The sequence below is a fragment of the Amycolatopsis keratiniphila subsp. keratiniphila genome, assembly GCF_001620365.2.
GTDB classification, from domain to species: domain Bacteria; phylum Actinomycetota; class Actinomycetes; order Mycobacteriales; family Pseudonocardiaceae; genus Amycolatopsis; species Amycolatopsis keratiniphila.
The window spans coordinates 404,133-430,988 of the sequence record NZ_LQMT02000005.1 but is presented as its reverse complement, the minus strand read 5'-3'; the positions used below and the strand labels follow the sequence as shown (position 1 = coordinate 430,988).

General features: G+C 71.8%; 12 protein-coding genes. 9 read left to right on the top strand and 3 right to left on the bottom strand.

The genetic code is table 11. The features are described 5' to 3' along the window. Nucleotides 1-312 precede the first annotated feature (312 nt). From AVR91_RS03985 to AVR91_RS03950, 8 genes are all read left to right on the top strand, one after another. Nucleotides 313-1,185: a peptidase inhibitor family I36 protein gene (locus AVR91_RS03985; RefSeq protein WP_228709115.1), complete on the top strand. Its 873-nt coding sequence runs from the start codon at nucleotides 313-315 to the stop codon at nucleotides 1,183-1,185. 141 nt (nucleotides 1,186-1,326) lie between these two features. Beyond that, nucleotides 1,327-1,716, top strand: coding sequence for a helix-turn-helix domain-containing protein (locus AVR91_RS03980; protein WP_228709114.1), 390 nt, complete (start codon nucleotides 1,327-1,329; stop codon nucleotides 1,714-1,716). 103 nt (nucleotides 1,717-1,819) lie between these two features. Next, nucleotides 1,820-4,267, top strand: coding sequence for an ATP-binding protein (locus AVR91_RS03975; RefSeq protein ID WP_063270892.1), 2,448 nt, complete (start codon nucleotides 1,820-1,822; stop codon nucleotides 4,265-4,267). Nucleotides 4,268-4,382: 115 nt separating this feature from the next. Next, complete coding sequence (locus tag AVR91_RS03970; RefSeq protein WP_063270893.1) at nucleotides 4,383-12,290, top strand: non-ribosomal peptide synthetase; 7,908 nt, start codon at nucleotides 4,383-4,385, stop codon at nucleotides 12,288-12,290. After that, nucleotides 12,287-19,201 (top strand): non-ribosomal peptide synthetase/MFS transporter, encoded by a 6,915-nt coding sequence (locus tag AVR91_RS03965; RefSeq protein WP_063270894.1) that lies wholly within the window; start codon nucleotides 12,287-12,289, stop codon nucleotides 19,199-19,201. The genes AVR91_RS03970 and AVR91_RS03965 overlap by 4 nt, the downstream gene beginning before the upstream one ends. A gap of 143 nt (nucleotides 19,202-19,344) precedes the next feature. Then, on the top strand, nucleotides 19,345-19,848 hold the full coding sequence (locus tag AVR91_RS03960; protein WP_063270895.1) for a hypothetical protein: 504 nt from the start codon (nucleotides 19,345-19,347) through the stop codon (nucleotides 19,846-19,848). 279 nt (nucleotides 19,849-20,127) lie between these two features. Next, the gene (locus tag AVR91_RS03955) at nucleotides 20,128-22,656 is read left to right on the top strand and encodes a tetratricopeptide repeat protein (RefSeq protein ID WP_063270896.1); all 2,529 of its coding nucleotides are present in this window, start codon (nucleotides 20,128-20,130) and stop codon (nucleotides 22,654-22,656) included. A gap of 22 nt (nucleotides 22,657-22,678) precedes the next feature. After that, the gene (locus AVR91_RS03950; protein WP_063270897.1) at nucleotides 22,679-23,263 is read left to right on the top strand and encodes a dihydrofolate reductase family protein; all 585 of its coding nucleotides are present in this window, start codon (nucleotides 22,679-22,681) and stop codon (nucleotides 23,261-23,263) included. A 129-nt stretch (nucleotides 23,264-23,392) separates the two neighbouring features. On the opposite strand, the gene AVR91_RS03945 is transcribed toward AVR91_RS03950, so the two are convergent. The 3 genes from AVR91_RS03945 to AVR91_RS03935 form a co-directional block, all read right to left on the bottom strand. Then, nucleotides 23,393-24,355: an RNA polymerase subunit sigma-70 gene (locus tag AVR91_RS03945; protein WP_063273550.1), complete on the bottom strand. Its 963-nt coding sequence runs from the start codon at nucleotides 24,353-24,355 to the stop codon at nucleotides 23,393-23,395. An 81-nt stretch (nucleotides 24,356-24,436) separates the two neighbouring features. Next, nucleotides 24,437-24,847 (bottom strand): VOC family protein, encoded by a 411-nt coding sequence (locus AVR91_RS03940; RefSeq protein ID WP_016335614.1) that lies wholly within the window; start codon nucleotides 24,845-24,847, stop codon nucleotides 24,437-24,439. A gap of 38 nt (nucleotides 24,848-24,885) precedes the next feature. Next, a complete protein-coding gene (locus AVR91_RS03935; RefSeq protein ID WP_063273549.1) occupies nucleotides 24,886-25,620 on the bottom strand; it encodes a helix-turn-helix domain-containing protein in 735 nt (244 codons plus the stop codon). Nucleotides 25,621-25,965: 345 nt separating this feature from the next. Between AVR91_RS03935 and AVR91_RS03930 the strand changes: the two genes are divergently transcribed. Beyond that, nucleotides 25,966-26,778, top strand: coding sequence for a S1 family peptidase (locus tag AVR91_RS03930; protein ID WP_063276334.1), 813 nt, complete (start codon nucleotides 25,966-25,968; stop codon nucleotides 26,776-26,778). The last annotated feature ends 78 nt before the right edge of the window (nucleotides 26,779-26,856 follow it).

The following is a 26,856-nucleotide window of genomic DNA, read 5'->3' as shown; positions in this document are numbered from 1 at the left end:
AGCGTCTCCAATGCCACATTGGGGACATCGCATCCTGTGGCAGACGACCTCGGCAGGCAAGCCGCGGCGCGTCGGATCCCTCGTCAGCGGTGTCCGGCGTCATCTCGAAGCCAGGCCTCCCGCTCACGTTGCGAAAGCCACTTTCGCAACCATCAACGTTGCGAAAGTGGCTTTCGCAACACGTCACCTTTCCTTCACCTCTCGGCAAACCGGACGACCGGCAGTTTCCCCGTTACGGCTTCCCTGGCACCGATCCCGCCCGTACCGTCCGCACTGGCTGATTCGCCGCATTCACCGAGAAAGGGAACGTCGTTGAGAAGATTGATGGTCATCCTGTTCGGCGTGGCACTGGCTTTGAGCGGCACTCTCGTGGTCACCCCGTTGGCGCAAGCCGCGACGGCACGGAACGGCGTCTGCGAAGACGGCGAGTTCTGCTTGTACTACAACAGCAATCAACAGGGATCGGTCAGCGATTTCGACGCGTCCGTCGGCAACTACGGCACGGGTTCCGACTGCTATCACTTCCTCGGCGCGGGCGCCGGGAGAGGCCTGTGCGTGAAGGGCAGAGCGGCCTCGGTGTGGAACAGGCGGGACGCGGTGGTCACTGTGTTCCTCAAGAACGGCTGGACGGGCCCGATCGACTCGTTCCCGCATGGCGCCAAAGGAAACCTGACCTCGACGTACAACGAAAACGCCGGGCACCTGCTCGGCCTTGTGGGCAACGACTGGCTGGAAACCGGGCTGTACCACAGCGACGCCGGCCGTATCAGCTCCTATTTCGACGGTTACGTGAACACGTCGGGCAGGCATGAAGGGATCGACTTCGCCCGCGGCTTCGGTGCTTCCGTGTTCTCGATGACCCAGGGCCACGTGATCAGGAAGACCGAAGGCAGCAACGGCAGCGGAGGCCTGTCCACGTTGGCGATCTACAACCGTGATCAGGATTTCACCATCATCTACCTGCATCTCAACCCGTCGAACGGGCTCGCGGTCGGTGAATTCGTGGGCCGCGGCCAGCAGATCGGCACCGAGGAGTACCGCGGCGCCGGCTCCGCGCACACGCATGTCGAGTACCGGCCGGGCAGGCACGAGAGCGCGTCGGACAGCACCGGCGATCCGGTTCTCGACAACCCGAGCCCCTCGATGTTCTGGCGGAACCACGGCTACAACATCTGCTGCGGATAACGCCGTCGAGCCCGTTCCGCGCACCCGGGCCGAACGGGCTCACCCGGCGGACCGGCACTTCTTCGGTGAAGTTTCCGGTTGTCCCTCCCGCACGGCCTGCCGACGATGATGCGGCATCGCTGAGCGAAGCGGAGGACGCCAGTGACTCAAGGTGTTCACACAGGACCGGCCCTGCCCCGGTACCTCATGCGGGTGACCGAGGGCGGCCCCGCGCCGGAGGCGAAGTGCCCGGCGGACGAAGGGCCGGCCCGGTTCGGCAGATTGCTGCGGAGCCATCGGCACAGCCTCGGCACGACCCAGCGGCTTCTCGCCGCCCGCTCCACCGTCAGTGTCCGGGCGATCAGAGACCTCGAAAACGGCCGGGTCGGCAGGCCTCGCCGCGACACGGTCCGGCTCATCGCGGCCGGGCTCGGCTTGTCCGGTCAGGCTCGCGCCGACTTCGAACGAGCCGCGGAGCCGTCCCCCACGGCCTCGTTCCGGCCGTCCACCGGCACGAGCGCGCCGGGGACACCCCGCGAGAGACCCGTATGAAGCGTCCGTCGAGAGCGGCGATGGCCCGTTTTCGACCAATTTCGATCAAAGTCGTGGCCGAAGCACCGTTTTTCGGAGTCACACCCGCTCTAACATCCGCGAAATGGACCGTGGGGCGAGTTCACTGCTGGGTGAGTCACGACGGGACGCCGGGCTCACGCAAGAGGAGCTGGCGGAGCGCACCGGGTTGACGGTGCGGAGCATCAGCAACATCGAGCGCGGCCGGGTCGCCCGGCCGCGGCGCCATTCGGTGGAGGCGCTGGCGCTGGGGCTGGGTCTCCAGGGCGAGCAGGCGAGCCGGTTCGTGCGGCACTACTGCCCGGACGCGGTGTCGCCTGCGAGAACGCCCGTCGTTTCCGCGCCCGCGCAACTGCCTTCGGGGATCACGTCGTTCATCGGGCGGCAACGGGAGATCGACGCGCTCGACGCCATCCGCGGCGAGAGGGCGGGCGCGGGTGTCGTCGTGGCGGTGCTGGAAGGCATGGCCGGGGTCGGCAAGACCTCGTTGGCCGTGCAGTGGGCGCAGCGGGTCAAGCAGGAGTTCCCCGACGGGCAGTTGTTCGCGAACCTGCGTGGGTACGGGCCGGGGGCGCCCGCCGATCCGGGCGAGGTGCTGCGGTCGTTCCTGCGGGCACTCGGCGTGCCGGTGGCGGACGTGCCCGCCGATCTCGACGACCGGGCCGCGTCGCTGCGCAGTGTGCTGGCCGGCCGTTCGGTGCTCATCGTGCTGGACAACGCCCGCTCGGCGGACCAGGTCCGGCCGCTGCTGCCCGGCCACGCGGGTTGCGCGGTGGTGGTGACGAGCCGCGCGGCCCTGCACGGGCTGACGATCAGCGCCGACGCGCACCGGGTGCCGGTGCCGCTGCTGACCGAACAGGAGTCGTTCTCCTTGCTCGACCGGTTGGCGGGCAACGGACGAAGATTCGCCGACCGCACCGCGCTCGCCGACATGGTGTCCGGATGCGGCGGTCTGCCGCTCGCCCTGCGCATCGTCGGCGAACGGCTCGCGCATCACCGGAACCTGGCGAATGTGGCGTCCTCGATGCGGTCGGCCGGGGACCGGCTCGCCGCACTGACCACCGAAGAGAAGACCACCTCCCTGCCCTCCGTGCTGTCCTGGTCCTACGACGCGCTGCCCGGCGACGTCGCCTCGGGCCTGCGCCTGCTCGGGCTCCACCCCGGCCCGCACTGGGACATCGCCGCCGCGGCGGCACTGCTGGGCACGGATCCGCCGGAGACCGGCAGGCTCCTCGACGCGCTCATCGACAGCCACCTGCTGCTCGCGCACCGCACGGACGGCCGGTTCGAATTCCACGACCTGGTGCGCGACTACGCGCGGGGCCGCGCCGAGGAGGAACCGGCCCAGCGGCGATCGGCGGCCCGGCGGCGCCTCGCCGAGCACTATGTGGCCTGGGCGGCCGACGCGGCCGCGTCGATGGGGGCGGGCGATCCCAACCGAAGACCATTGCTGACCCCGATCGCCGAGAACGTCCACTTCACCGGCGCCGAAGACGCGGCGACCTGGCTGGCGGCGGAGCTGCCCACCTTGATCGCCATCGCGGAGCAGTCGTCGGCCGACGGCGACACCTACGCCCGCGACCTCTCGACCGTGCTGTGGCAGGTGCTGCGGGTGCACGGTCACTACGGCGCGTTACGCACACTGCACCGTCTCGCGCTCGCCGAAGCGCAACGAGCCGGTGACGCCATCGGTATCCAGCAGGCACTCGTCGACCTGGCCTCGATCTGCGCCAGGCTCGGCCATTTCGACGAGGCGGTGACGCATCTGACCCGCTGCCTCGACGTCGACGGGAGTCCGGTCGTCACCGGCCGCGCGCTGAACATCCTCGGCACCGTGTACGGGCAACTGGGCCGCTACACCGACGCGGCGGACCACTTGAGCAGGGCGGTCGCGGTTTCCCGGGAGACCGGCGACCGCCTCAACGAGGGGCGCGCGCTGTCCAACCTCGGCTTCGTCCACGAACGCCGCGGGGACCTCGGCTCCGCGCTCGACTGCTACCGGCAGTGCCTGACCAACGCCCAAAGCATCGGCGACCGGCTGAGCGAGGCGATCGCGCTGCACAACCTCGGGGACGTGTACCGCGCGCTGGGCCGGTGGACGGAAGCCCGCGATCACCTCGACCGGTCGCTGACGGTCAGCCGGGCCGAGGGTCACCGGGAGGCCGAAGGGTACGCACTCGCCTATCTCGGGCTGGTACACCTCCGGCAGGGCGACGCGGCCACGGCGCGCCTGCACCAGGAGGCCGCGCTCGAGATCGCGGTGGCGACGGGCATCCAGCCGTTGGAGACCCTCGTGCACAACGGGCTCGCGGACAGCGCGCTGGCGTGCGGCGACCGGCAGGCCGCGCTCGCGCACTACACGCGCGCCGCCGGGCTCGCGCGGCTCACCTCCGAACCGCACGAGGAGGCCCGCGCGCTGACCGGGATCGCCGCGGCCCACGACGAGGTCGGTGCTCCGGACAAGGCCAGGCCGTACCGCGAACGCGCGCAGTCGCTCTACGAGGCGATGGGCATCGCGATGGTTCCTTCGTGACCGGAACTTGCCGTCCGCGCAGTTTCCGGTCGGGTTTCCTGGTCCGGACGCCGTCCCGGAAGTTCAATCTGCCGAGGTCGGCGAACTCCGGCCGGGTCACGAGGGGATTCAGCGGTTGCGGGTACACGAGGCGTTCGAGGAGCAGGCGAAAAGGACACCCCACCGCTGTGCGCTCGTCGCGGGTGACGAGCGGCTGAGCTACGCCCGGCTGGACGAGATCGCGAACACCGTCGCGCACACACTGCTCCGTCGTGGGGTGGCCCGCGGTGACCTCGTCGGCGTCTGCCTGCGCCGCGGCCGGTGGCTGGTACCCACCCTGCTGGGGATCCTGAAGGCGGGCTGCGCGTACGTCCCGCTGGACCCGGCCGCTCCCCCGGCGCACGGCGCGTCGGTCGTCGCGGACTCCGGGCTGTCGCTGGTGGTGGCGGACGAACCGGATCCGGCCGCGCTCGCGGGCGCCGACGTGCCGGTGCTGGCCGTCGAGGACATCGCTTCCGCGCCCACGACCGCCCCCGCCGTCCCGGGTTCCGGCACGGATCTCGCGTACGTGATCTACACGTCCGGCTCCACCGGCAGGCCGAAAGGTGTCCAGGTCGAGCATCGCAACGTGCTCGCGTTGCTGGCGTGGGCGGCGGCGACCTACACCGACGACGAGCTGCGGGGCGTGCTCGGCGCCGCGTCGGTGTGCTTCGACGCGTCCGTCGCCGAGATCTTCCCGCCCCTGGTGACCGGCGGGAGCCTGGTGCTCGCCGAGAACCTGCTCGCGCTGCCCGGGCTGGCCGCGCGGGACGAGGTGACGTTCGTGCAGGGTGTGCCGTCCGTACTGGCGGTGCTGGCGCGCACCCCGCTGCCGCGTTCGGTGCGGACCGTCGCGATCGCGGGCGAGGCACTGCACCGGTCGCTCGTCGACCGCCTCTACGCCAACGAGGGTCTGCGGCGGATCGTGAACTGCTACGGCCCGACCGAGGCGACGGTGAACTGCTCGTGCCACGAGGTCGGCCGGGACGAACCGGACGACCCGCCGATCGGCACCCCGCTGCCCGGCGCCACGTTCTCGGTGCGGGACGCCGACGGTCGCGTGCTCGGCGACGACGAGGTCGGGGAGCTGTGGGTCAGCGGGACGCTCGTGACCCGGGGATATCTGGGGCAGCCGGAGCTGACCGCCGAGAAGTTCGTGGTCGACTCCGGCGGTGTCCGGCACTACCGCACCGGTGACCTGGTGCGATGCCGCGAGGGCGTGCACCACTTCGTCGGCCGCGCCGACGATCAGGTGAAGGTGCGGGGTTTCCGCATCGAACCGGGACAGGTCCAGGCGGCGCTCCTCGCCCACCCGGCCGTCGGCAACGCGGTGGTGCTCGCGCCAGCCGACGAACACGGGGAACGCAGGCTCGTCGGGTTCGCCGAACCGGCCGGTGACCCGGTGTCCGAGCCGGAACTGTTGCGGTGGCTGCGATCGCGGCTTCCCGCGCATCTGGTGCCGTCACGGATCGCCGTACTCGACGCGATCCCGCTCGGCACCACCGGGAAGGCGGACCGGACCGCGCTGGCGGCGTGGGTGTTCGACCGAGAGGACACCGAGTACGTCGCGCCGGGCACCGAGGCGGAGCGGCTGGTCGCCGAGGCGGTCGCGGACGCGTTCGGGCTGCCGGGGATCGGTGCGCACGACCGGTTTTCCGAGTCGGGCGGGCATTCACTGGCCGCGGCGCGCGCGGTCGCGCGACTGCGGGAAGACACCGGCCGGGTGGTGACGCTGGCCGAATTCCTCTCCGACGGCACGGTGGCGGCGGTCGCGCGGCGGCTCGCGGACGCCCCGGCCGCGGCGCCTTCCTTGCCGCTGGAGGAGAACCCAGAGACTTTTCCCTTGACCGGCACGCAGCGGGATCTGTGGACGCTCGCCCAGCTCGGCTCGACCGGCACCGCGACGACCGTCGCCTGGCGGCTTCGGCTGCGCGGCCGGGTTTCGGTGCCCGCGCTGCAGGCCGCCGCGGACGGGATCGTCGCACGGCACGAGGTGCTGCGCGGCACGATCGGCGACCACGACGGCGAACCGGTCATGGTGGTGGGCCCGCCCGTGCGGGTTCCCATGGACGTACACGACCTGCGCGGACTTGCCGACGCGGACCGCCGGGCCGGGGAACTGTCCGCGGCCGCCGCCCGGCACGCTTTCGACCTCACCGTCGACACGCCACTCCTGCGGCTCACGCTGCTCCGCCTCGCCGACGACGTGGCCGATCTGGTCGTCGTGTCCGACCACATCGCCACCGACGGTGCGTCCATCGGCGTGCTCATGGCGGAGCTCGCCGGCGCACCCACGGCTTCCTTCGCGCAGGTAGGCGCGGTGGCATCGCGGGAACGCGCGCTCGCGCAGGTGCCCGGTGAACGGGACCGGCTGGCGGCATACTGGTCGGAACAGCTGGCGGGCGCGACCCCGCCGGACGCCCTGTTCGACCGCACCGCACACGGCCGGCGGCGCTTCGACGGGGAACGGATCAGCACGCCGTTGCCCGAGTCGCTGGGAACGGCGTTGCGGGCACTGGCCGAATCGACCGGGGTAACGCCGTTCGCGGTGTACCTGTCGGCACTGGGACTGCTGGTCGGCGAACTGGTGCGGGGCCAGGACGTGCTGCTGGGGATGGCGGCCGCGCACCGGGACCGGCCCGAGCTCGAACACACCGTCGGGCCGCTGGTCGACGTCCTGCCGGTGCGGTTGCGGCTCGACCCGGGCACGTCGTTCCGCGATCTGCTGCGCACGGCCATGACCACGGCGGCGCGCGCCATCGACCATCGTGGGCTGCCCAGCGGTGAACTCGCCGGGCTGTGGGGCGGCGACCGGCCTGCCGGGGTACCACTCACACCCGTGTCGATCGCGGTGCAGCCGGACGGTCTCCCGCTGTCGGTCCACGGTCCGGACACGCGGCTCGACCTGCTCGGCGAGCTGCCGACCGGTGGCAGCCACAACCCGCTGACGGTGTTCGTGAACACCCATGCCGACGGCACCGAGCTGATCGTCGAGCACGACCCGTCGTGGCTCGCGCCCGACCGCGCCCGCTGGTTCTCCCGTTCCCTGCTGCGTTTTCTGCACATAGCGGTGTCCACACCGGACACCGCGCTCTCCGAGCTGACAGTGGCCTCGGACGGCGAACTCGCCGAGCTGACGAGGTGGGGCACCGGCCCCGCATTGCTCGCCGACGACGTGAGTGGCGTGCCGGACGCGGTGTGGCGCGCCGCGTCGCGGACACCGGACGCGGTGGCGGTGTCGGCGGAGGGCGGGCAGCTGACGTACGCGGAACTGGTGGGGCACGCGGACCGGATCGCGCGCGTGCTCGCCACGTCCGGGGTGACGGCGGGTGACACGGTCGGGGTGTGCCTGCCGCGCGACGAGTTCCTGCCCGCCGCGCTGCTCGCCGTGTGGCGGGCGGGTGCGGGGTATCTGCCGCTCGACACCGGGCAACCCGTCGCCAGGCTGGCCCAGCTCGCCGACGAGGCGGGACTGCGTGTCGTGCTCACCCGTGGCGGCGCCGAGCCGATGGCGGCGGAGGTCGCCGACGCCGTGCCGGGCTTGCACGTGGTCAGTGCCGACCGGGCCGACGGGGCCCCCTTCGAACCGGTGCTGCCGGACGGCGACGCGCTCGCCTACGTGCTGTACACCTCGGGATCGACCGGGCGGCCCAAGGGCGTCGAGATCAGCCACGCGAACCTGCACGCGTTCATCCGTTCCCGGGGGCTCCTCCCGGGTATGACGCGGGACGACGCGATGCTCGCGGTCGCGCCACTCGCCTTCGACGTGTCCGCCGAGGAACTGTGGTGGCCGCTCACCACCGGCGCGCGCTGTGTCGTCGCCGACCGCGACACCGCCGTCGACGGCCACGAACTCGCGCGAAGGATCACCGAGAGCGGTGTCACGGTCGTCGATCTGACCCCCACGAGCCTGCGGATGCTGCTCGCCGCGGGCTGGACCGGCGACCCCGCGCTGCGGCTGCTGCTCGGCGGCGAGGTGCTCGACCCGGATCTCGCTGAGCGGGCCAGGCCGCTGGTCGGCGAGCTGTGGAACGGCTACGGCCCGACGGAGACCACGGTCGCGGCGACCGCGCACCGGGTCACCGAGCACGACCGCGACCGGGTCCCGATCGGTTCGCCGACGCCGGGCGCCCGGCTGTACGTGATGGACGAGGCGGGCAGGCTCGCGCCGCCCGGTGCGATCGGTGAGCTGTGGATCGGTGGCACCGGCGTGGCGAGCGGCTATCGGGCGCGGCCCGAGCTGACCAGGTCCGCGTTCGTCGCCGACCCGGTGCGGCCGGGCGAACGCTGTTACCGCACCGGCGACCTGGTCCGGTGGCGCCCCGACGCGACACTGGAGTTCCTCGGCCGCGCCGACGACCAGGTGAAGGTGCGCGGCAACCGGTTCGAGCCGGGCGAGATCGAGTCCGTCCTGCGTGGACTGTCCGATGTGGACGACGCGGCCGTGACGGTGGCCGCGGACGGCGTGGACGCGCACGTGATCGGCTACCTCACTCCTGCGACCGTCGACGCGGCGGCCGTCGAGCGACGGCTGCGGTGGCTGCTGCCCGCCTACATGGTGCCGAGTTCGTGGTGCACCTTGGACGCACTCCCCTTGCTGCCCAACGGAAAGCTCGACCGGCGCGCGCTACCGCCGGTGTCCGTAGCCCGTCCGGCCACGGTCGCGCCGCTGTCGGAGGCCGAGGCGGCGGTCGCGCGGGTGTGGCGGGAATGCCTCGAATTCGACGGGGAAATCGGCCCGGACAGCGACTTCTTCGCCCTCGGCGGCCGGTCGCTGGCGGCGACCCGGGTGGTCGGTCTCCTGCACGCCGGGCTGGGACGCCGGATCACCGTCCGCACGTTGTTCGACCACCCGGTGCTCGCCGACTTCACCGCACAGATCGACGAGGAAGCCGGCCGCCCGCTCGTCGCCCGCGAAGATCCGGCCGCACCCGCTCCGCTGTCGCCGTCGCAACGCATGCTGTGGTTCGCGGCGAAGCTCGACCCGGACAGCGCCGCCTACAACTCCCCCACCGTGCTGCGGATCCTGGGCGAAGTGGACGGGCCGCGGCTGTTCCGTGCGGTCCGCACGCTCGCGGCGCGTCATCACGTGCTGCGCAGCCGGTTCACCGAGATCGACGGGGAGCCGGTCGCACTCCTCGGTCCGGTCGACGCCGTTCCGATGTCCACAGTGGACGTCCGTGAACCCGACCTGGCCGCGGCGGTGACGGCGGAGATCCGGCGGCCGTTCGCCCTGGACGCCGCTCCGCCGCTGCGCGTGGTCCTGTTCCGGCTCGCACCGGAGCACCACGTGCTGGCCCTCACCTGCCACCACATCGCCACCGACGCGACCTCCCAGCGGATCCTGCTGTCCGAAATGGACACCTGGTACCGCACGGAACCCGACGGCCCGCCACCCTCGGTCCAGTACGCCGACCACGCCGCACGGGAACGCGAGCAGGACCGCGCGGCCGGGCTCGACTGGTGGGAGCGACGGCTCGCGGATCTGCCCGCGTTGCGGTTGCCCGCCGACCGGCCCCGCCCCGCCGTCGCGGACCGGACGGCCGACGAGGTCCCGGTCCGGCTGCCCGCGGACGTCACGGAACGGGTCCGGGCTCTGGCGAGCGCGGCCGGGACCACCCCGTTCACGGTCCTGCTCGCGGCGTGGCAACTGCTGCTCGCCCAGCTGGCCGGGGTGCGGGACCTCGCCGTCGCCGTGCCGCACAGTGGCCGCCGCACCGCCGAACTGGCGGAAATGGTCGGCTTCTTCGTCGACACCGTCGCCGTCCGTGCCGATCTGGGATCCGACGTCCGCTCGGGCCGCGACCTCGTGGCCAGCACCCGCGACGCGGTGCTCGACGCGTTCGCGCACGCCGACGTGCCCTTCGACGAGGTCGTGCGGCGGCTCGCGCCGGAGCGGGATCCGGCGAGCACCCCGGTGTGCCAGGTGATGATGAACGTCCTCGACGAGCAGGCGGCCGCGACCCTCGGCGACCTGGCCGTGACGGTGCTGCCGCAACCGGTCGCCACCGCGCTCTACGACCTGAACCTGGACCTCGCTGAAACCGGTGACGGGTACACGGGCAGGCTCGTGTTCCGCACCGGCCTGTTCGAGCGGGGCACGGTCGAACGCTGGGCCCGCTGGTACGGCACCCTCCTGGAGCGGCTCACCGCCGATCCCGGCACCGAACTGTCCACACTGGACATCCTGAACGACGCTGAACGTGCCGCGCTGCGCGCCTGGGGAACCGGGAAACCGTTGCCCGCCACCCGGACCGTGGTCACCGACGTGCTCGCCCAGCGGCACGGCGCGATGGCGACGTCATCGCCCACCGGCCGGCTGTCCTATGCGGACCTGGCCACCTGGTCGGCACAGGGCGCCCGCGGTCTGCTCGCCGCGGGTGTCGCCACCGGTGACGTGGTCGGCGTATGTCTGCCCCGCGACGAATACCTGCCCGCCGGGCTGCTCGCGGTATGGCGGGCGGGTGGCGCGTATCTCCCGCTGGACCCCGGCCGGCCCGCGGACCGGATCGCGGCGCTCGCCGCCGACGCCGGGATCCGCGTCGTCGCCGCCCGCGGCCAAGCGCTGGACGCGGCCCGCGCCGCGCTGCCGCACCTGACCGTCGTGGATCTCGACGCTCCCGTCACGAACACCCTCCCGCTGCGGGAGCCGGGCCAGGACGACCTCGCCTACGTCCTGTACACCTCCGGTTCGACGGGCAGGCCGAAGGGCGTCGCGGTCACGCACCGGAACCTCGCCGCGCTGGTCCACGCCTTCCGCGAAGTCACCGGCGTCCGGCCGTCCGACACGTGGCTCGCGGTCGCACCGCTCGCGTTCGACACGGCCACCGGCGAGATCTGGACGACGCTGACCGCGGGCGCGCACTGCGCGATCGCCGACCGGGACACTGCCGTCGACGGGCACGCGCTGGTCCGGCGGCTCGTCTCGACCGGCGCGACCCGGTTCAACCCGACACCGACCACCTTGCGGATGCTCGTCGCCGCCGGACTTCCCGATCTGCCGGGGCTGCACGTGCTCTCCGGCGGTGAAGCCCTCGACGTCGCGCTGGCGCGGCAGGTCACCGCCCGGGTCGCGAGCCTGCGCAACTGCTACGGCCCCACGGAGACCACCATCACCGCGACCACCCACCTGGTGACCATCACCGATCTGGCGGCCGACCGGCCGATACCGATCGGCGGACCGCTCGGCGGCACCCTGCTCACGGTGGTCGACCCGTTCGGCCAGACCGCGCTTCCCGGCGCGGTCGGTGAGTTGTCCATCGGCGGCGCGGGTGTGACACCGGGCTACCGGGACCGCCCGGGGCAGACCGCGGCCGCCTTCGGCACCGATCCGTTGCACAGGGCCCGTTCCTACCGCACCGGCGACCTGGTCCGTTGGCGCGCCGACGGCACGCTGGAGTTCCACGGCCGCGCCGACCACCAGGTGAAGATCCGCGGCAACCGGGTCGAACTCGGCGAGGTGGAGCACGTGCTGCGCACCATCGCCGGAGTGACCGACGCGGTGGTCGTGGTGCGTACCGGGGAAGGCGAACCGCATCTCGTCGGCTACCTCACGCCGTCCACTGTAGACACGGACGCGGTGGCGGCCGTGCTGCGCGGCCGGTTGCCCGACTACGCGGTGCCTCACCGCTGGGTACCGCTCGACGCGTTCCCCGCCACCGCGACCGGAAAGGTGGACCGCGCCGCGCTGCCCGCTCCGGCGGCGGCGCAGCCGGACAGCGAGCCGGAATCCGCGGTCGAGGAACTCGTCGCGGTGATCTGGGCCGAGGCGCTCGGCCGGGAACGGGTCGGCGCGCTGGACGACTTCTTCGGCCTCGGCGGACATTCGCTCGCCGCGACCAAGGTCGTCGGCCGTCTCGGCGAGGCACTCGGTTTCCCCGTCCCGGTGCGGTGCCTGTTCGACCGGCCGGTGCTGCGGGACTTCGCGACGGAACTGGAACGGATCGCGATGACCGCCCTGGCGGACGAAGGCACCATCGATGTCCCGGCGGGGAGCACGGCATGACCGATTCACTGATCACTCCCGCGCAGCGACGTATGCGCGAACTGCTCGCCGGCCGCGCCGCCGCCGCGTTGCGTGGTGGCGGGCCCGCCGCGGAGCCTGCCATCCCCCGGCTCCCTCGCGACGGATCGCCGGTGCCGCTGTCGTCCGCGCAGGCCAGATTGTGGTTCCTGGCCCGTTTCGAACCCGGCGGCCATGCCTACAACCTGCCGCTCGTGCTCGAACTGACCGGACCGGCCGACGAGACCGCGCTCCTCGCCGCGGTCCGTGACGTCGCCGACCGCCACGACGTGCTCCGCGGCGTGTACCGGGAAATCGACGGCGAGCCGATGCGATGCGCGGGTCCCGGCGTCCCGGTGTCCACTGTGGACGTGACCGCGGAGGAGCTGGACGCCGCCGTGGCCGCCGAGGCCATCCGTCCCTTCGCGCTCGGTGACCTGCCGCCGATGCGGGCGGTGTTGTTCCGTGTCACCGCCGGCCGGCGTGTGCTGGCGTTGACGTTCCACCACATCGCGATGGACGCCCCGTCGGCGGCGGTCGTGCTCGACGACCTCGCCGCCTGCTACGCGGCCCGCCTCGGCGCCCGCGACGTACCGCCGCCACCGGCACTCCAGTACGCGGATCTGGTGGCGTGGAACGGTTCCGGCCCGGACACCGCCGAGGCCGACCTGGACTGGTGGCACGAGCGGCTCGCCGGGCTGCCCCCGGTGCTGGAGCTGCCGACCGACCGGCCCCGGCCGGCCGTGGCCGGGGACGAGGGCGCCGAGGTCGCCATCGAGGTGCCCGCCGCGCTCACCGCGCGGCTGCGGGAGATCGGCCGCACCACCGGCGCCACCCCGTTCATGGTGTTCCTCGCGTGCTGGCAGACGCTGCTCGGCAGGCTGGCCGGGACGACCGACGTGCCGGTGGGGGTGCCCGAGTCCGGGCGGCGTCACCCGGACGCCGAACGGGTCGTCGGCTGCTTCGTCGACACGCTGGTGCTGCGCACCGACCTCGCCGGGGCGGCCACCGGCCGCGAACTGCTCGTCGCCGCCCGGGAAACGGTGCTCGACGCGTTCGCGCATACGGGCGTGGCGTTCGAGCGGATCGTGGAGCGGGTCGCGCCCCGCCGCGGGCTCGACGCGTCGCCGATCTTCCAGGTCATGCTCAACGTGCTCGACGAACCGTCGCGGGCGCCCGAACTCCCCGGACTGACCACCCGGGTCACCGAACCACCGGTGCGCGGCGTCAAGTTCGACCTGAGCCTCGCGCTCTCCCGGTCCGGCGAGGGCTATTCGGGCGGACTCGCCTACCGCACCGACCTGTTCGACCGGGGTACCGCGGAACGGATCGCCCGCTGGTTCGTCACGCTCGTCGACGGGATCACCGCGGACCTCGACCGGCCGGTGGCCGAGGTACCCGTCGAGGTCGTCACCTCCCCCGCGCTGGCGGGGCCCGCACCGGAGCCGACCGGACTCCGCCCCGTGCACACCCTGATCGAGGCGGCCGCCGACCGCTTCCCGGACCGGATCGCCGTCGTCGGCGCGACCGGCTCGCTCACCTACCGGCAGCTCGACGACCGGGCCAACCGGATCGCGCACCGGCTGCGGGCGCTCGGCGTGCGCGCCGACGAGCCGGTCGGGCTGCTGCTCGAGCAGGGCACGGACGTGGCGTGCGCGGTGCTGGGCATCATGAAATCCGGCGGCGCGTACCTGCCGATGGACACCACCTATCCCCAGGCGCGGGTGGCGACCATCCTCGCCACCGCGGGCGCGCGGATCCTGCTCGCGGAACCCGGCCTCGCCGCCACCGTTCCCGGGGTCACCGTCCTGACCGTCGACGACGCGGTCGAGGGTCAGCCCGGGACCCGGCCGGACGTCCCGGTCGCGGGGCACGACCTGATCCACGTGATCTTCACGTCGGGTTCGACCGGCGCGCCGAAGGGGGTCGCGGTCGAGCACCGCAACGTCGCGCACTACCTGTCGGGCATGCTGCCCCGGCTCGGCGATGTGGCGGGCGCGTCGTTCGCGGTCGTCTCCACCCCGGCGGCCGACTTCGGCCTCACCTGCGTGTACGGCGCGCTGACCACCGGCGGCACGGTCCACCTGGTCGAGCGGGACACCGCAATGGACCCGGAATCCTTCGCCGGATACCTGGCCGAGCACCCGGTCGACGTGCTCAAATGCGTGCCCAGTCACCTGGAACTCCTTGCCCGGCACGGGGATCTGGCCGCCGTGCTGCCGGATCGGCTGCTGATCCTCGCCGGTGAGGCGTGCCCGTGGTCGCTCGTCGAGCGTGTCGAGGCGGCCCGTCCCGGCCTGCGGGTGCAGAGCCACTACGGGCACACCGAGAGCACGATGATCTCGATGACGTGCGACGTGGCGACCGTCCCGCCGCACGAGCGCACCGGATACGTCCCGCTCGGCACGCCGCTGCCCGGGGTCGTCGGTCATCTCGCCGACGCGCGCGGCGCGGTCGTGCCCGACGGTATGACCGGCGAACTGGTGATCGGCGGGCCGCAGATCACCCGCGGCTATCTCGGCGACGACACGCAGACCGCGGCCCGGTTCGTGCCCGACCCGCTGGGCACCGGCGTGCGCTGCTTCCGCAGCGGCGATCTGTTGCGGGTCCGTGCCGACGGCACCGTGCAGTTCCTCGGCCGGGCCGACGACCAGGTGAAGGTGCGCGGCCACCGGGTGGAACTGGGCGAGGTCACCGCCGCCCTCCGCGACATCGACGGTGTCGCCGAGGCTGTGGTGCTGCCGGTCGGCTCCGGCATCGACCGGCGCCTGGCCGGTTGGCTGGTCGGGCCCGGGCTCGATGTGACGGCCGTGCGCCGGACGCTTCGGGAACGCCTGCCGGACTACCTGGTGCCCGCCTCGCTGACGGTCCTGGATCGCTTGCCGCTCAACCCGAACGGCAAGATCGACCGGGCGGCACTGCCCGACGCGGCCGAGCGTGCACCCGCCGCCCGGCGGCCGGTGGCGACCCCGGCCGAACGGCTCGTGGCGCGGATCTGGGGCGACGTGCTCGGGGTCGACGGTCTCTCCGCCGACGACGATTTCTTCGCCGCGGGCGGGCATTCCTTCGCCGCGGCGCGTGTCGCGGGGCGCCTCGGCGAGGTGCTGCGCCGCGACGTCGCCGTGCGCACGGTGTTCGAGCATCCGGTGCTGGCCGACCTCGCCGCCGTGCTGACCGCCGATCCGGACGGCGTTTCCGGCGGCGCGCCCGTCCCCGTGCGGCCGGACCCCGAAGCGCCCGCTCCGCTGTCGTCCGCGCAGGCGCGGCTGTGGTTCCTCGAACTGCTCGGCCCCGGTTCGGCTTATCACGCCGATCTCGTGCTGCGGCTGCGTGGGCCGCTGGACGCGGCGGCGATGGCGCTCGCGGTGCGGGACGTCGCCGCCCGGCACACCGTCCTGCGCACCGTCATCGAGGAGCGGGACGGCACCCCGATGGCCGTACCGGTTCCCGCCGACCGCGTTCCGGTGTCCATTGTGGACATTGCCGCCGACGAAGTGGACGCGGCGTACCGGGCGGAACTGGCCCGGCCGTTCGCGCTCGACCGGGAGCCGCCGCTGCGGGCCTCGCTGTTCCGGATCGACGGCGAGGAGCACGTCCTCGCACTCACCGTGCACCACATCGCGACCGACAACTGGTCGCGCGGCGTCATCGGGACGGACCTCGCCGACGCGTACGCCGCCAGGCTCGCGGGATCGGCACCGGACGCGACCCTGCCCGTCCAGTACGCGGATTACGCCGCCTGGCTGGCCGCCCGTGCGCGCGACGAGGACCTGGACTGGTGGTGCGACCGCCTTTCCGGGCTGCCGCCGCTGCTCACGTTGCCGACCGACCGGCCCCGTCCGCTGGTGGCCGAATGGTCCGGCGGGCACGTCCGGTTCGCCCTCCCCGCCGCGCTCACCGCACGCGTGCGCCAGGTCGCGGCCGAGACCGGCGTGACACCGTTCATGGTGTTGCTTGCCTGCTGGCAGGAACTGCTCGGCCGCCGTGCCGGCACCGACGACGTCGCGGTCGGCGTGCCGGAGTCCGGACGGCATCACCCGGACGTCGAGTCGACGGTGGGCTGTTTCGTGAACACGCTCGTGCTGCGCACGGATCTCGGCGGCGACCCGACCGTGCGGGAGTTGCTCGGCCGGTCCCGCGAGACCGTGCTCGGCGCGTTCGCGCACGCCGAGACACCGCTCGAACGGATCATCGAGCGGCTGCGGCCGGAGCGATCCGTTGGCGCGACGCCGATCTTCCAGGTGTTGCTGAACGTCCTCGACCAGCCCGCGACACCGCCCGTCATCCCGGGTGTCGAGGTGACGGCCGTCCGAGACGCGGGCGAGCAGGTGAAGTTCGACCTCAGCCTGGTGCTGGTCAACGACGGTGACACCTATCTCGGCGGCCTCGCCTACCGGGCCGACCTGTTCGACGTCGGCACCGCCGAAGGGATCGTCGCCGATTTCCAGGCACTTCTGGCCGGGTTGCTGTCCGATGTGGACCAACCGGTCGCCGCGGTCGGTCCGGCCCGTGCCGGGTACCGCCCGGTCACCGCGCCCCTTCCCGCGCCGGTGACGGGTTCGCGTGCGCCGGAAACGCCGACGGAGCACCGTGTCGCACAGGTGTGGGCGCAGGTGCTCGACGTGTCCGAGGTCCGCGCCGACGACGATTTCTTCGCGCTCGGCGGCCATTCGTTCACCGCGGTCCGCGCGGTCCGGCTGATCGACGAGCGGCTCCGGGTCATCGACCTGTTCCTGCACCCGACCGTCCGCGAACTGGCCGCCCATCTCGACGCCGGACGGGAGACCGACGACGGGCGCCTGCTGCACCGGCTCTCCCCCACCCGGACGGGCACGCCGGACCTGACGCTCGTCTGCGTGCCCTATGGCGGCGGCTCGGCCGCGGTGTTCCAGCCTTTGGCCACCGAACTCGCCGCCGCCGCACCGGAGATCGACCTGCTCGCCGTCGAACTGCCCGGCCACGACGTGGCGCGGCCCGACGAGGCGTTCCGCACCGTCGACGAGGTCGTGGACCTGCTGGCCGAGGAGATCGGCCGGACCGTCACGGGTCCGGTCGCGGTGTACGGGCACTGCGTCGGCTCGGCGGTGGCCACCGCGCTCGCCGCCCGGCTCGAAGCCGACGGCCGCGCCGTCGCCGGGGTGATCGTCGCCGGCAGCTTCCCCGCCGCACGCCTGCCGGGGAGGCTTTCGGCCTGGCTGCAGCGCCGGTTCCCGCGCGAACGCTGGGTGGCGGACCGGCTCTACCGGGACACCCTGCGGGCCACCGGCGGACTGCTGGACGACATGGACGAGGCCGCGAGTGCGGCGATGCTGCACGCGCTGCGGCACGACGCCGGGCAGGCGCAGGCCTGGTTCGGCCGCGCGCTCGACCCGGACGCCGGGCAACGGCCCCGGCTCGCGGCGCCGATCCTGTGCGTGGCCGGGTCGAGCGACCCGGCGACCGAGCTGTACCAGGAGCGGTACCGGGAGTGGGGCGTGTTCGCCGACCGCGTCGAACTGTCCGTGCTGCCCAAGGCCGGGCACTACTTCCTTCGCCACCAGGCCGCCGAGGTCGCCGCACTGCTGCGGGAACGGCTGTCCCGCTGGGCCGCCGGTGATCTGCCGCCGGAAGTGGACGACGTCCCGGTCGCCGCGGCCGCGACCCGGCGCGGGCTGCGCGCGTTCTACACCGTGGCGGGTGGCCAGGCCGTGTCGATGATCGGCAACGAACTGAGCGCGTTCGCGCTCGGCGTGTGGGCGTACCAGCTCAGCGGGCGCGTCATCGACCTCGCGCTGGTCGTGTTGCTCGCCCGCGTGCCGAGCATGCTGCTGACGCCGGTCGGCGGCGCGCTCGCCGACCGGGTGGACCGCAGGCGGATCATGCTGTGCTGTGACCTGACGAGCGGCGCGGCGATGGCCGTGCTCGCCGTGCTGGTCGCCTTGGGACAACTGGATCTCCTGGCGGTGTGCCTGATAGTCGGGGTCATGTCGGTGGCGTCGGCGTTCCACCGGCCCGCGTACCTGGCGGCGATCGCCCAGCTGGTGCCGAAGCCGTATCTGCCGCAGGCCAACGCGCTCGCCGACATGGGCGCCGGGCTCGGCACCGTACTCGGACCCGTGCTCGGCGGTGTCCTCATGGGACTGTCCGGGCTGACCGGGGTCGTCGTGGTCGACGTCGCCACGTTCGCGATCGGCGTGACCACCCTGGTGCTGGTGCGGTTCCCGGACCGGATGTCCTTCACCCGGGTCGAACCGTTCACGCGGGCGGTCACCGGCGGCTGGAAGTTCGTGCTGCGCCGCAGACCGCTGCTGGTGATGATCGGCTATTTCGCGGTGGTCAACTACTTCACCGCCGTGATGTGGGTGGGGCTCACCCCGCTGGTCCTGTCGATCGGCTCCACGGGAGAACTGGGTGTGGTCAGCGCGGTCGGCGGGATCGGTGCGGCGGTCGGCGCGCTCGTCGTGATCACCTGGGGCGGCACCGCGCGCCGGGCCACCGGCATGATCGCGTTCGTCATCGGCTCCGGGCTCGGGGTGGCGCTCATGGGTGCGTGGCCTTCGGTGCTCGTGGTCGCGATCGGCCTGTTCGTACGGCTGGCGTGCATGAGCATCGGCAACGCGCACTGGCTGTCGATCATCCAGACGAAGGTCGGCCAGCATCTGCAGGGCCGGGTGCTCGCGATCAACGTCATGCTGGCGACCGCCATGCAACCGCTCGGGTTCCTGACCGCGGGACCGCTCGCCGGCCTGCTCGGCGGTTTCGCCGCGCTGATGGTGGTCTCCGGTGCCGTACTGGTGGTGTGGGGCGTGCTCGGCCTGCGGTACCGGCCGTTGCACGACATCGAGGAACTGCTGCCGGACGCGGCACCTCCCGCGGAGATCGACGCCGACCTCGACCGCGTGCAGGCACTCGCCGACCGGGATCTGGTGCGTTGACCCGGTTTTCGAACAACCTCGATCAAGGTCGTCGTTCAAGATCATTGTCCGGTTCCCCGCGTCGCCGTTAACGTCTGACGTAGCCGAATCACCGGCTGATGGAAAATATCCGACCGAGCGCACAATCGAGAAAGAGACGCATTTTGAAGAAATGGACGACACGGGTCACGACCGGCCTCGTGGTCGCGGGAATGGCGCTCGCCATGCAGAGCGCGCCGGCCATGGCCGATGACGGCACGGCCGAGGTCACGTTGACCGAAGAGGCGCCGGAAGCCGGCACCACCGCCTGCGGTGGATGGCGTGGTGCCACGGCCGGTTACAGCGGCTGGAAGGTGTCCACTTCGGACTGTGCCTGGATCAGCCAGGAATCGAAGAAGAATCCGCAGCACCGCCGCTACAAGTGGGCCGCGCAGGCCGGAAGCAACACCAGGATCTGCGTCCAGGTTCAGGGGCACTACTGGAGCACCAAAAAGAAGAAGAGCGTCGCGACCTGGAAGACCGCGGGATGCGGAACCAGCGGCACCGCCGTCGTGCGGTGGTCGGGACCGCCGAAGAAGGGCGGCGGCTACCTCGGCCTCGCCGCCACGCCCAAGGTACGGGCGAAGGTCCAGCCGGGCTTCTTGGGTGTCGGCTACAAGTGGGCGTGAGCAGGCTCGCTCCGGGATGACCGCCGGCCGGGGTCTTCCCCGGTGATTCGAACCGTACGGTCCTCGGCACCAAGGCCGTGCCGGAGGCGTGGTGAAGGCTCCCTTCGTCGCATCAGACGCGGCGAAGGGAGCCTTCGGCCCAGCCCTCGCACGACACGCCGATGCAGCTCCCGATAGGACACGCAGTTCACCGGCCACCGAGTTCGCCGATCCGGCCCATCGGCCGTTGCTCTCGACTAAGGTCGACCGGCATTCGGTTCACGTGTCCAGGGGGTTCCCGTGACGGAGGAGCAGCCGCCGAGCCCGGTCGGAGCCCGGTCGTACGACGAGCTCTCCCAGCGGCTGAGGCAGGCGCTGGCCTGGGCGGGGTTGACGCACCGGGAGCTGCACCGGCGGGTGCGGCGCCTGCGCACGGCCCGCGGGACGGCCGACCTGCCCGCCTACAACACCGTGTACCGCTGCCTGCTGCCCGGACGCAAACGGCTGGACGTCGAGCTGGTCGTCGACATCGCGGCCGTACTGCTCGGCATGGACGTCGCCGCGGAATGGCGGCAAGCGCACCGGGTGATCACCGGAGACGCCACCGAGGCGGCCGTGATCAGCGTGGCCGACCACCTTCCCTCCGGGGTCGGCGGATTCGTCGGCAGGCAGGCGCAACTGCGCCGGGTGCTGGCGGCCGAGCCGGACGACGCCGGGGTGTGGGCGATCTCCGGAATGGCCGGGGTCGGCAAGACCCGGTTCGCCGGTGAGGCCGCGCGGCTGCTGGCCGAACGGGGCCGGTTCGCCGACGTGCGGCTGGTGGTGAACCTGCGCGGCTTCGACGCGGACCGGCCCGCCGCCGACCCGGCCGCGGTGCTCGAAGGTTTCCTGCGCCGGCTCGGGGCGTCCGGCAGCGAGATCGGCTGTCTCAGCCTCGCCGACCGGAGCGCGCTGTTCCGCCGTCTGCTGGAGGGACGGCGCGCGCTGATCCTGCTGGACAACGCCGCGTCGGTCGACCAGGTGCTGCCGCTGCTGCCCGGCATCCCGACCTGCCTGGTGCTGGTCACCAGCAGACGCCGCCTGGTCGAGTTGACCGCGGCCCGGCACGTGGCGCTCGACGTGTTCACGCCGGAGGAGTCGGTCGAGTTGCTCCGCGACGGAATCGGCGACGAACGCGTCGACGCGGAGCGGGGCGAAGCGGCCGACATCATCGAGCTGGTCGGCCGGTTGCCGCTGGCCCTCGCACTGGTGACCCGGCGGCTGGCCGCCTCGGACGAGTGGACGATGGCCGACCACCGGGACCGCCTCGCCGATCTGCGGACCATGCTGCGGCTGGACGACGGGGTCGAGGTCGCGTTGCGCACGTCGTACGACGAACTGGCCGAACCGGACCGGGCGCTGCTCGGCCTGCTCGCGATGTACCCGGGACGCGATTTCGACGACCACGCGGCGGCGGCGCTGGCCGGCGTCGAGGTCGGCGTCGTCCGCGGCAGGCTCGACGATCTGGTGGAGGCCAGCATGGTCACCGCCCGCGGGTCCCGGTTCGAACTGCACGACCTGGTGCGGGTCTTCGCCGAGAAACGCGTCCGCGAGAGCGTCCAGGCCCGGGTGCGCCGGGCCGCGGTCGGCAGGCTCCTCGACTTCCAGCTGGCCACCGCCCGCGCCGCACTCGTCACCTGTTACCCGCACGAGGCGGACCGGTGGCGGGACCTGCCCACCCCCGCGGTGCAGGCCCTCGTGTTCGACGGAGCGGACGAGGCGATGGCATGGCTGGACACCGAACGGGTCAACCTCGTCGTCGCATCCGGCTGGGCGCTGGGCGAGGGGCGCGACGAGCACGTGACCCGGCTCGCGTGCGTGATGACGAGCTATTTCGAGGCCCGCGTGTGCGTGAGTGACGCACTCGCCCTGTACGGCAATGCCGCCAGGGTCGCCTCCGGTGTCACCCGAGGGCACGTGCTGAACGGGCTGGCCATGATCCATTGGCAACGGGGCGACGCCGCCGAATCACTCGCCGTCCTGCAGGACGCGATCTCCGAATTCGACGCCGCCGGTGCATCCGATTACGTCTTCAACCTGTCGGGGAACGTGGGCCTGTTGCTGGCCGGTCTCGGTGATTACCGGGCGGCCCTCCCCTGTTTCCGGCGGGCACTGGAATTCGCCGTCGCGACGGACAACGAGTCGTTCCGGGCCCGGCAGTTGTGCAACATCGGCGTCGCCGAGATGCACCTGGGAGATCATTCCGCCGCCGTCGACAACCTGTCCCAGGCCCTCGACGCGACCAGGGCGAGCGGCGACCACCTCTGTGAATGCCGGACGCTCGACGGCCTCGGCACCACGTTCTGGCGCATGGGAAGGGACACCGAGGCCTGGGCCTGTTACGAGCAGGCGCTCGCCGTGGCGAGGCAGACGCACAACCGGGGCGACGAGGGCAAGGTGCTCAACCATCTCGGTGTCCTGCTCGTCGCCGCCGGACGGTTCGACGAGGCGTTGGCGCATCACCGGCAGGCCATCGATCTGGCGAGGGAGATCGGCAGCCGGGAAGGCGTGCTGACCGCGAGCACCGATCTGGCGGCCACCCTGCTCACCGCCGGGCGATCGGCCGAAGCCGTCCGCTGCCTGCGGAAGGCGATCGAGTCGGCGACCGCGGCGGACAGCCGCTACGAACTGGCGAGAGCCCAAAGCGGACTCGCCGACGCGCTGTTCGCCGACGGTGATCCGGTCGCCGCGCGGCGGCACCGGCGGACCGCGCACGCCGCGTACACCGAGATGGGGGTGCCGGAGGCGAGACCGATCAGTTTTCCGCACCGCGACCGTCTGTACGGGTGAGATCGACTCACCGGAGGCTGACGTGCGGAAACTGAGCTTTGGCATGAACGTGACCGTGGACGGCTACATCGCCGCGCCCGGCGGCGACCTCGGCTGGAGCGGGGGCGACGGACCGGACTCGTCGCCGGGCGACGAGCTGTTCCAGTGGTGGTCCGACCGGGTGGCGGCGACGGACCTGGCGCTGTACGGGCGCAAGCTGTGGGAGGGGATGAGTTCCCACTGGCCGACCGCCGATCGGCAGCCCGGCGCGACACCGGCCGTGATCGAGTACGCCCAGCGCTGGCGGGACATGCCGAAGGTGGTGTTCTCCTCGAAGACCGCCGCCGTCGACTGGAACACCCGCCTTGTCACTGCCGACGCGGTCACCGAGATCACCCGGCTCAAGGCCGAGGACGCCGGCCCGATGGACATCGCCGGCGCGACGCTCGCCGGGTCGGCCATGCGGGCCGGGCTGATCGACGAATACGTGCTGGTCACCGTGCCGGTCCTGGTGGGCGGCGGCACGCCGTTCTTCACCGCGCTGGACAGCTGGGTGAACCTGACCCTGGTGGAGACGCGGACGTTTCCCGGCGGCGTGCTCCTGACCCGGTACGAGACGAGGCGCTGAGGCAGACCTGGGGCAGGCCCGATGTGTTGCGAAAGCCACTTTCGCAACGTTGAAGGTTGCGAAAGTGGCTTTCGCAACCCCTTCGACGGCCTGCCCGCGAGGAATACCGGACCCAGGGCACAGGGGCGGTCACAGTGCCGCGGGCAGGCCCAGCCACGGCTTGCCGGTGGCGTCGAATCCGGTGAGCTCGGCGATCTTCCCGTCTTCGACGCGCAGGACAGCGATGGCGAACAGCCGGTACTCCGGCTCTCCGGGGGTGCGCAGGTACAGCGCGGCGGCCGGCATGCGGTTGACCGTGGTGGCGATACCGCGCCAGTCGTCGTGGCCGCGCCGGAAGAGCCCACCGGAGACCCAGCCGTCCACCGCGTCCTTGGCCGTCGTGGTCGTGGTGCCCGCCTCGGGCAGCATCGCGAAGCGCAGGTCTTCGCGCAGCAAGGCCGCCAGCCCGTCGAGATCGTTTCGCTCATGAGCCTCGATGTACGCCTTCACCACGCCACGCTCGTCCTTGGACAGCTCCGCGCCCCGCCACTCGAGACGGCGGCCGGGCAGCCGTCCGCGCATCGTCACGCGCGCCCGCTGCAAAGCGCTCGTCACCGATGCGACGGTCAACCCGAGGGCGGCGGCCACCTTCGACGCCGGCCAGCCGAGGACGTCGCGCAGGATGAACACCGCCCGCTGCCGCGGCGGCAGATGCTGGACGGCGACGATGAACGCCAGTTCGATCGTCTCCCGCGCCACCACCGATTCCTGCGGGTCCTCGGGGAGCATCCGGTCGGGGTACGGCTGCAGGTACAGCACCTCGGAGTCCTGCGGCGTGCGGTCCTCGCGTTTCTCCAGGAAATCGAGGCAGACGTTCGTCGCGATCCGGTATAGCCAGGTCCGCGGCGCGGCGTGGCCCTTGAACGACTCCCGCTTGTGCCACGCCCGCAGGAAGGTCTCCTGCGTCATGTCCTGGGCGTCCTCGTAGTTCGCGAGCATCCGGTAGCAATGCACCTGCAGCTCACGCCGGTGGCGTTCGGTGACGAGCGCGAACCGCGCCGGATCACCGGAGCGGGCCACCTCGATGAACGTGGCCGCGTCCGCGTCGGTCATGGTCGTCGATCCTTCCACCGGTGCGAGGGGTCACCTGAATCGACGACGCGGCGGAGGATTTCTGATCGGTGAGGCCCGTGGTCACTCCTGGCCGTCGCCCATCGCGGTCGGATCGTAGGCCAGGAATTCCCAGCTGTGGCCGTCCAGGTCGTCGATGGCCCGGTTGTACAGCCAGCCCATGTCCTGTGCCGCGCGCGGCTCGGTGGCACCCGCGGCCAGTGCCGCGTCGACCAGGCCGTCCACCTCTTCGCGCGACCCGGCGGCCAACGCGTTGATCACCTCGATCGGACCGTCCGTCATGGACCGCTTGGTGAACGACGCGAACGTTTCGCGCGTCATCAGCTGCACCAGGATCGTGTCGGCGAGTGCCACCTGCACCGAGGTGTCACCGCTGAAGTCCGGGTTCACCGTTCCGCCCATCGCGGTGTACAGCTTCGTGCTCGCCTCGAGGTCGGAGACCGGCAGGTTGACGTAGATCTGCGAGATGGCCATGACTTCTCCTCCAGTAGGTCTGTGTGTCACCACGAAACCTACGGGTGCACCGCGACCTCGGTCTTGTACAGAAGCGACAGCACCTCGTCCTCGCTAGCGTGCCTGAGCTGAGTGGCCGTGCGTCCGGTGAACCGCGTCAGCGAACGGGCCAGATGCGGCTGGTCGTGATACCCGGCCCGCTGCACGACCTCGATCGCCGCCAACCCCTGCCCCAGCAGCATCACGGCCTGCCTGGCGCGCTCGATCTGCCGGATCGCGCCCTGGGTCAGCCCGGTCGCCGCGGCCACCCGCCGCTGCACCGACCGCGGTGTGACCAAAGTGGGCACTTCGCCGCGGAGCACGTCGGTGACGAGCGGATCGCGGATCAGCAATCCGGCACGGACCAGGCGATCGACGAAGACGTCGGCGTTGTCGTAGCCCGGGGTCTCCCACTCCTCGCCCTGCAGGACGAACGAACGGGCCGTGGTGTGGGGACTCGGCACCGCGGTGTCGACCAGCCCCCGCACCGGCATCGGCGCCAGGTACGCCCCGTGCCGGAAGATGATGCCGAGCGTCTCACCCTCACCCGGGCCCAGGTCCAGCACCGTGGGGCTCGTCTCGGGCCCGCGCACCGCCACATGCGTCTCGCCCCGGTCGCGCCACACCACGAGCTCCCAGTTCGAGTTCGCGATGGACCGCATGCGCGACGGCCCGACGGCGGCCTGCCCGGCACGGTAGACCCGCTCCACGTAGGGAGAATCGGACGGGCGCTGCTCGACGCCATCAACGCTCACAGGCAAGAAGCTAGCACCGGCCCCGGCCACACACGCGGGTTCCGCCGATCGGTCGAGGTGGTCGTGAGTGGCGTTTCGGGTTAGAACCCGAAACGCCACTCACGACCACCTCGACCGAAGCCACAGCTGCCACCGCGGTCACACAACCCGTGGCGGATGTCATGAAAGGGTCGTTCAGGACGGAAAACGTCCTGAACGACCCTTTCATGACATAGGTGGTACCTGCGCTACCGGCCGGCGTCGGGCCACCACCACCGCGGGTCGGGGGCTTGCCCGATGGTCACGGGCGAGCTGGACGACAAGGCTGGACTTGATCGATCCGAAGTCGTCGAACAAAGGAAAAGCATGTCGAAGGTGGCGACCCTGCGCCGCAATCTGGTTCGTGCCGCCGCTGTCACGCTGGCGGGAGTGTGCTGCGCGATCGCGGTACCCGGCAGCGCCGGTGCGGTGGTGAACGGCAAGAACTCCACCGAGCGCTACGAATTCATGGCCTCGATCCCGGAGGTCGTGCCCGAAATGAACAACGCCAAGGGCGTCTGCGGGGCCGTGCTGGTGCATCCGCAATGGGTGGTGACCGCGGCACACTGCGTCGACCCGGACAACAACCCGGCCAGGCCGGAGGGAACCGTGCGCATCGGCAGCGAACGGCGGACCTCCGGCGGCACCGTCCGCACGATCGACCGCTGGGTCCGCCACCCTGGCTACCAACCGGGCGCGCCGAACAAGAACGACATCGCGCTGGTACGCCTGGACCGCCCGGTCTCCGAACGGCCCATCCGCATCGCCGACCGTCCCGGCCGCCCCGGCACACCGACCCGCTTGATGGGCTTCGGCACCACGGTCGACACCGCCGACCTGGACAAGGTCGTGTTCCCCGAACGGCTCCAGCAACTCGACACCCGCATCGGCGCCGTGTCCGAATGCTCGCCCGGTTACGCGGACTCGACCCGGCTGTGCACGGTGAGCCGCAAGCGCGGCGCGATGGCGTGCGTGGGCGACTCCGGCGGACCGCAGGTCCAGCGCGGCTGGGGCGGCCGCTGGGAGCTGATCGGCGTCACGTCCGGCCCCGGTGACGACGACGTGCCGTGCGCCAACGGCCCCGGCCTGTACACGAGCGTGCCCGCCTACGCCGGGTGGATCCACCGGACCATCCACTGATCCTTCGATCCACGGTGCCGATGGTGGGCTGAAGCGGGTTCCCGACCGGGGCGAGCGTGGAGGATTTGGGACGTCGAA